Annotated in this window: 6 protein-coding genes; 3 read left to right on the top strand and 3 right to left on the bottom strand. The window is 51.8% G+C overall.

The genetic code is table 11. The features are described from left to right. A partial coding sequence (gene thyX / locus GX117_02755) for an FAD-dependent thymidylate synthase (GenBank protein NLO32266.1) occupies positions 1–733 on the bottom strand: 733 nt, incomplete at its 3' end. A 326-nt stretch (positions 734–1,059) separates the two neighbouring features. Beyond that, positions 1,060–1,239, bottom strand: a complete 180-nt coding sequence (locus tag GX117_02750) for a hypothetical protein (GenBank protein NLO32265.1) — start codon at positions 1,237–1,239, stop codon at positions 1,060–1,062. A 167-nt stretch (positions 1,240–1,406) separates the two neighbouring features. Here GX117_02750 and speD point away from each other — a divergent pair, with 167 nt between their 5' ends. The 3 genes from speD to GX117_02735 all read left to right on the top strand — a co-directional run bounded on the left by speD (position 1,407) and on the right by GX117_02735 (position 3,851). Beyond that, the gene (gene speD, locus GX117_02745; GenBank protein NLO32264.1) at positions 1,407–1,772 is read left to right on the top strand and encodes an adenosylmethionine decarboxylase; all 366 of its coding nucleotides are present in this window, start codon (positions 1,407–1,409) and stop codon (positions 1,770–1,772) included. 30 nt (positions 1,773–1,802) lie between these two features. Then, positions 1,803–2,882, top strand: coding sequence for a deoxyhypusine synthase family protein (locus tag GX117_02740; GenBank protein ID NLO32263.1), 1,080 nt, complete (start codon positions 1,803–1,805; stop codon positions 2,880–2,882). Positions 2,883–2,969: 87 nt separating this feature from the next. Next, a complete protein-coding gene (locus tag GX117_02735; GenBank protein NLO32262.1) occupies positions 2,970–3,851 on the top strand; it encodes a DUF72 domain-containing protein in 882 nt (293 codons plus the stop codon). Positions 3,852–3,952: 101 nt separating this feature from the next. Here GX117_02735 and GX117_02730 read toward each other — a convergent pair. Further along, a partial coding sequence (locus GX117_02730; GenBank protein NLO32261.1) for a hypothetical protein occupies positions 3,953–7,903 on the bottom strand: 3,951 nt, incomplete at its 5' end.

The raw sequence follows: 7,903 nt of genomic DNA, 5'->3' as shown, positions 1-7,903 counted from the left end.
TTTCCTCATAGTCGGCGAAAAGATTGGGGTATCGTTTTTTCACCAGATGATAGACTTTTCCGAAAAGAAAACGAATCTCTTCTTCTGCATGAGGATCGGTGCGCATTTCAATCACATGCCGCAATGCACGGAAATTACAGGACCAACCCAGCGTCGTCGCCAAGCCGATGGGAGCCATACGCCGAAAAGCGGAAGTCAATTTCTTCTTCACATCAAAGCGCTTTTCTTCATCAATGGCATAAAGTTCCGCCAGTTCACGCTGCAGCCTTTCCAACTGTTCAAAGGTACGGGCAAAAATTTCCATACCGGCTTCATTCTCGCGGATGTGCAGTGGGATATAGGCGGACAGGCTGTCTAAGCGTACAAAGCGAAGCGATTCCTGGGAGAGTGCAACGCCCGCACGATGACGAACTAATTCATGGGTAACCACACGGCTCACGTCTGCGAAAATAAAGTTAAGGCTTGCATGTTCCAAGACGCTGCCGTGTCCCACCTCAACAATGTTGGCAAGGTAGGAGGCGTTCCCTTCGCGAACCCGTGTCACATTGGGATTTAAACCCGGTGCGAAAGAACGATAACAAAGACGACCCATCACTTCGCAAAGCATTTCCGCATCGCTGGGGGCGTCACTTGACCAGTTCGGAGCGCCTACATGTTCTAAAAAAGAGTGCAGACCCTCTTCAACCAGACAGGTTTCACCGACCAAAAAAACCTTTGGCTCTACTATTTTCACAGCCATCCCTTTATAAACAAACGAGACAGGACATGCAAATGCTGTCCTTTCTGTTGGCACAAGCGTGTCGTTTCTATATACCGTATTTAGTACTCTTGAAACGAAACATACAACAGGTAGCATTATGCCCTAAATCTAGAAACATTTCAACACGATATTTTTCCCTGGTCTATATACCTGTTATCAAGTCAGTTAGCCGAGGCCTAGGGAAAACTATTGACACGAAAAAACATGTTCTCGTGTGTACAGTCTACGATCGGATGAGCGGATGAGCCATCACAGAAGAAGCTGTCTCGCTATATTTGACAAGCGTCGTTGCGGCTTCATTATCCTGCCAAAACCTTTTTTTTATCCATCGAAATATCAGAAATTAACATAGATTCTCGTCCCCTTATTTCTGTGTTTCTTCCCACTGTTGCGCCATGCTCTGAACCGGTATTATTTTGATCAAAAAATAGCTGCTGAATTTGTTGACTTTCGTTTGTATTTGGTGTACTATACGGCACTTCCCCACCATCATTGTGTGTGATGAGTGTGTCTAGATGCTATAAAGCCGTGCTTGCGTTTGTGCCGCATTTCGCGGGCGCACTCAACGGTATTTGATAGAGTTCCATATTGTAGGAGGATGTATGAGTTGCACAAGGGTAGACATCTATTAATGGACTGTCGTAATGTGGCTCGAACGCTTTGTCTCGATGACAAGCGGGTGCTGGACGCGATGGCGCGTGCGGCGGAGCGGGCCGGGGCAACGGTTGTATCTCAGGTGCGTTACAAATTCGGTCACGATTCACCGCCCGGATTTACAGCTGTAGTACTGCTTGACGAAAGCCACTGTTCCGCCCATACCTATGCGGATCTGGGGCTGATCGCGATGGACGTGTTCACCTGTGGAAGCACGAATCCGCGCGATGTCCTGCGTTATATTCAGGAGGAAATTGACCTCGGTGATGTGACTGTCACCGAAGTCGACCGCTTCACTACGCAGGAACTTTCCTCTATTGACCCCTACCTCAACCGTGAACCGATGCTTGCCTTTTAACAGGCGCAACCTAAAGGTTTACTCTTTTCTATGATGGATCGCAAATTACATGATGGGCGTGAAGACGGTCTGCAACCGTTGAAAAGCCTTGATTTGAATTCCATATCGTCTTGTGCCGAGCTGGTGCGTGCCATGGCGTTAACGTCTTTTGGCGGGCGCCAGCTCGGTCAGGCGCTGGAAGTGTGTCTTGCCATGATTCAGGATCCCTCCTGCAAGGTGGTGCTGACCCTTTCCGGAGCCATGACCGTGGCAAAGCAAGGCAAAATTATCTGTGAGATGATTGATCGCGGCATGGTGCATGCCATCGTCGCGACAGGGGCGCTGATGGCACACGGATTGACCGAATCCATCGGCTTGACCCATTACGCAGTTAATCCGGCAGTAGACGATAAGGAACTTTTTGAAAAAGGCTATAACCGCGTTTATGATACGCTGGAGATGGAAGCCAATCTCAACGAAGTGTGCGAGGTGATCGCTGATGTGCTCGCTGCTTATGAACCCGAAGGCGGCGTATGGTCGTCGTCGCGATTTTGTCGTGCTGTTGGCGAGGAGCTTGATCGACTCGACCAAGGGCCCGGCATTCTGCGCAGCGCCTACCGGCACGGAGTTCCCGTCTTTGTTCCCGCCTTCACGGACAGTGAGATGGGTCTCGATTTCTCCACGTGGATCATGAAAAAAATGCTCCGGAAAAGGGCTAGCTCCGATGCTATTACGCCCGATGAACTCTTCACCGCCGTGCCGCCCTATAATCCTTTCCTCGATTTGCAGGCCTATGCCCGCTTTATCGGCAAAGTAGAAACCCTCGGTATCTTTACCGTTGGCGGCGGTGTACCGCGCAATTGGGCACAGCAAGTAGGACCCTATTACGATATTACTGCCGATAGATTGGGTGTTGAACTGCCCGCTATACGGTTTAAGTATGGTGTGCGGCTGTGTCCCGAACCGGTAAACTGGGGTGGCTTATCCGGCTGTACCTATTCGGAAGGGGTCAGCTGGGGTAAATTCATCCATCCCGACGAAGGCGGACAATATGCCGAAGTACTCTCCGACGCCACGGTCGTATGGCCGCTTTTGATGAAAGCTGTCTGTGAGGAATTAGACGCCCGTTAAGACGAGGCCCCATCAAAGGGCCTCTTTTCTGATGCTGCTCCACGAATCGGCTGTCGTCGAAGCCGCGTCGGATGCTATCATAGCGCCATGAAGACGAAGAGCCTATCAAATTTTGCTCAGAAGCGATTGTTTATCGGAACGGCTGGCTGGTCCTATGCCGATTGGAAAGGCATTGTCTATCCGAAGGGCTGCCGGCAGCCACTCGCGCTGCTCTGTCAATGGATGGATCTGGTCGAAATCAATGTAACGTGGTATCGGCCTGTACCCGCTTCTTCTTTTCTTTCATGGCTGCGTCAAACAAGCAGTAATCCAAACTTTCGTTTTACCGTGAAAGCACCGGCGGTTCTTACCCACGAACTGGGCTCCAAACCGGATAAGGCTTGTGTTTCCCGATTTTTGGAAAGTGTTCAGCCTCTCATTGATCATGAGAAATTGGGCGCGCTGCTGTTTCAATTCCCTTGGAGTTTCAAGCGCAGTCCGGCAGCACGATATTATCTGGCGCAGCTTACCGATCTCTTCCGAGGGACACCCACATGCATTGAAATGCGTCATCGTTCTTGGATGGCGCCCTCTTTTTTCGAAGCGCTGCACGCACGAAATATCGCCTTTTGCAATATTGATCAGCCCGATTTGAAGGATTGTATTCCACCAACGGCGGAAGTAACCGCTCCCTTTGCCTATGTACGGCTTCACGGCAGGAATAGCACCTCATGGTTTGAAAAAAAAGCAGGCAGAGATGAACGATACAATTATTTGTATAAGGCCGATGAGCTAAGCCCTTGGGTGAATCGCGTGATGGAAATGCAACAGAAGGTCAATGACCTGTATATTGTCACGAACAATCACTATCAGGGTAAGGCGGTGGCGAATGCTTTGGAATTGCAGGCATCATTCGGTATCTTCAGACAGCGGATTCCGGAAACGCTGCTCTTTGCGTATCCCCAACTCAAGACAATGAGCCCACCTTAAACCCATCCCGTAGAGCCTCTCGGCGTGGGCGCACGCGCATCAATAAGAATGGGGCCGCCTCACAATGGAGACGGCCCCAACGAGATCAATTAATGAAGCGTTCAGCCTATGCGGCGCGACAGGACTGCAAGTCCTATCAGACTCATACCTATGAGCAGCCAGTCGCCGAGACCTTTTTTCAGCAATTCGGGTAAAGGCAAGATTTTATCGTTAGACTTGCAGCAACCGCAGCCTTCATCCGTATCTTCCTCTTCGCCTTCCTCTTCGCCTTCGTCGGATGCTTCACCTTCGCCCTCACCCTCAACCGGTTCTTCACCTTCTACGGGTTCTTCGCCTTCTACGGGCTCTTCACCCTCGGCAGGTTCTTCGCAACCTCGTTCGGGATTGCAGACAAAGCCCACAGGGCACTTGTTATCATCTGGCGTATTTATACACCCTGTCGCGGGGTCGCATATATCTAGGGTGCACGCGATGCCGTCATCGCATCGACTGCTATCAGCCGCGTGTTGGCATCCCACCCAGGGTAGGCATGTATCTATGGTGCAATCAATGCCGTCGTCACAGTCGACATCCGTATGTACACATCCGCTTGCTGGATCACACATGTCTTCCGTGCATACATCGCCGTCATCGCATAACGTGTCATCGGGTATATGTGCACATCCTGTTACGGGGTCGCATGTATCTATGGTGCAATCGAATCCATCATCGCACAAGGGGCCTGTTTCATCCGCTTGGGGAGGGATATTGCTTAAGAAGGGATATCCGTTGTTGTACTTTGAGCAGGGGTCTGGTGTCCAATTTGTGCCAAAATCCCAACCCACATAGGTCGTTGTATCGTAAGGAAAGGACATTTGTACCGTTATTCGCCCTTCACCACCGGCGCTGCCGGTTTGTTCGGAACGATCCATATCCCAGTAGCAGTTGGTGATCGTGCCAGCGTTATTATTCCCTACGAATCCGCCGATATTTTGGGTTCCGTCGACCCTTCCGATTGCGTAGCAGTTGGTAACCTGGCTGTTATTCGAACCTACGAATCCGCCTATGGATTGGGAATCATCGCCTGCTGTAACGTCACCCGCGGCATAACAGTCGTTGATGGTACCGTAATAGTTGTTGCCCACGAGTCCGCCCATGTCATAGGAACCATCGCTTGCTGTGACGTCGCCCGCGGCATAACAGTCGTTGATGGTACCTTCGTAGTTGTTGCCCACGAGTCCGCCCACGTCATAGGAACCATCGCTTGCTGTGACGTCGCCTATGGCGTAGCAGTCGTTGATGGCACCTTGGTAGTTGCTGCCCACGAGTCCGCCCATGATGTTGGCATTGGCGCCCCCTATGACCGCGCCAGTTGCGTAGCAGCCGGCGATCTCGCTGCCGGAGTTGCCGCCCACGAGTCCGCCCGTGTAGTAGGTAGTACTATCTGCCGTGACCGCGCCCGTGGCGTAGGAGTTGGTGATTTTGCCGTTGTTACTGGAATATCCAACGAGTCCGCCCATCTCCCCGGAATCTTCGCCTGCTTTAAGCTCGCCTGTTGCGTAGCAGCCCGCGATCTCGCCGTTGGAGTGGCTGCCCACGAGTCCGCCAATGAATTCGGACCAAACACCTGACGTGATCGTGCCCGTGGCATAGCAGTCTATGACCATACCGCCGTCGTCGTTCCGTCCCACGAGTCCGCCCATGGCTTCGGAACTATCGCCCCCTGTGACCGTGCCCGTGGCATAGCAGTCTATGACCATACCGCCGTCGTCGTTCCGTCCCAAGAGCCCGCCCATCTCCCAAGAACTATCGCCCCCTGTGATCTTGCTCTCGGCGTAGGAGTTGTTAATCTGGCTGTTATTCCAACCGACGAGTCCGCCGATACTCGAAGAACTATCGCCCCCTGTGACGTCGCCCGCGGTATAACAGTTGGTGATGGTACCGGAGTTGTTCGCGCCCACGAATCCTCCGGTCTTTTGGGAGCCTTTACCCGCAGTGACGACACCCATGGCGTAGCAGTTGGTGATCGTACCCTTGTAGTTTCCCCCCGCGAATCCGCCTATGAACTCGGATTCTACGCCTGCTGTAACCGTGCTCATGGCGTAGCAGTTGGTGATCGTACCGATGTAGTTATATCCCACGAATCCGCCTATGATCACAGATTTTGCGCCTGCTGTAACCGTGCCCGCGGCGTAGCAGTTGGTGATCGTGCCGCGCCAGTTCCACCCTACGAGTCCGCCGACATCCTGGTAACCGGAAATATCACAGTCTTCCAAGCCTAGATTGTTGATGGAGGCTGGATCCTTAATAAAGCCAAAAAGGCCCACTTGTTCTTGGTCAGGTCGATTTATGGTCAATCCGGTAATGACATGCCCTTGTCCGTCAAAGCTGCCCGTGAAGGCAGTAGCATTAAACGAGCCCAGCGGTTTGAAGCCTTTTCCTCCGTTCCAATTCACTGTGGCACTTGCGTCAATATCGTTGGCAAGGACATAGTTGCCGTCCAAACGCCACGCGGCGTCATTACCAATTTTCTGTAGGTCTTCAATGGACGAAATTACAGCCGGCATTGGAAGTGCTTGCAAATAAGGATAACCGCTGTTGGCAGCATGTGATTTATCCTCTGCCCAGATAGTTGTAAAGTCCCAGTTTACATAGGCGGTGCTATCATGAGGAGAGGTCATCTTTTTCGTCGTGAGACCTACACCGCCGGCGCTGGAAGCCCGTCCGGTACTTTGCACGTCCCAATAGCAGTTGCTGATCGTTTTCGTGTTGTTTCCTATGAGTCCGCCGATATTTTGGGTTCCGTTGACTCTTCCGGTTGCATAGCAGTTGCTGATCGTTCCCGTGTTGTTTCCTATGAGCCCGCCGATATTTTGGGTTCCGTCGACCTTTCCCCTTGCATAGCTGTTAATAATTGTGCTTCCGAGGTTGGACCCAACGAGTCCGCCCATGAATTCGGAATAATTACCTGCCGTGACGTCGCCCTTGGCGTAGCATCCTGAGATTTCGCCGTTGTTACTGGAATATCCAACGAGTCCGCCGATGGATTTGCAAAACTGACCAGCCGTGATATTGCCGGTAGCGTAACAGCCGGTGACGGTATTGTCGTTGTAGCCCATAAGCCCGCCAAGGTATGAGGACGAGTTGCCTGCCGAAATATTTCCCTCGGCATAGCAGTCGGTGATCTCGCCGAGGTTGTTCTTTCCAGCGAGTCCGCCGATGGATTCGCATAACGGACCAGCCGTGATATTGCCGGTAGCGTAACAGCCGGTGACGGTATTGTGTTCGTTCATTCCTAGGAATCCGCCCATAGACTTAGAAGCGTAGCCCACTATGACCCCGCCCTCGGCGTAGCAGTCGGTGATATTACTAAAGGAACTGTATCCTGCGAATCCGCCGAAAAATTGGGCATTGTCACCATTGCCTGTAACGGTACCTGTTGCAGAGCAGTTGGCAATTGTACCAAATCCGTCCGTTCCTAGGAATCCGCCGAAAAATTGGGCATTGTCACCATTGCCTGTAACGGTACCTGTTGCAAAGCAGTTGGTAATTCTACATGATACGTTCAATCCCACGAGTCCGCCAACCAACTGTGAAGAGTTGCCATCCACCGTGACGCTGACCGCAGCGTAAGAGTCGTTGATTTTGCCTCGCTCTGTCTTTCCTACGAGTCCACCGATAGCTTCAGCTTCGTTACCGTTGCCTGTAACGGTACCCTTGGCATAACACTTGGCGATGTTGGTGTTGTAAACATGTCCCGCAAGCGCCCCCACTTGACGAGATCCTGTGATGTCGCAGTCTTCCAACCCAATATTGATTATAAAGGCTGCCATGTTGATATAGCCAAAAAGACCTACATTTTCTTGGTCAGTCCGATTTATGGTCAATCCAGTAATGACATGCTCTTGTCCGTCAAAGCTGCCCGTGAAGGGGTCAGAATTCGTGCCCAGCGGCAGGAATCCTTTTCCTCCGTTCCAACCCGATGTGGCGCTGGCGTCAATATCGTTGGCAAGGAGATAATTGCCGTTCAAGGGCCATGCGGAGTCATTGCCAATTTTTTGCAAGTCTTCAAT

The organism is Candidatus Hydrogenedentota bacterium, assembly GCA_012523015.1.
Lineage (GTDB): Bacteria > Hydrogenedentota > Hydrogenedentia > Hydrogenedentales > CAITNO01 > JAAYBJ01.
This window is presented reverse-complemented; position numbering and strand designations above follow the sequence as displayed.

Excerpts from the sequence above, each read along its gene's own strand:
- GX117_02740 (NLO32263.1), top strand. The coding sequence starts at position 1,803 with ATGATGGATCGCAAATTACATGATGGGCGTGAAGACGGTCTGCAACCG.
- GX117_02735 (NLO32262.1), top strand. The coding sequence starts at position 2,970 with ATGAAGACGAAGAGCCTATCAAATTTTGCTCAGAAGCGATTGTTTATC.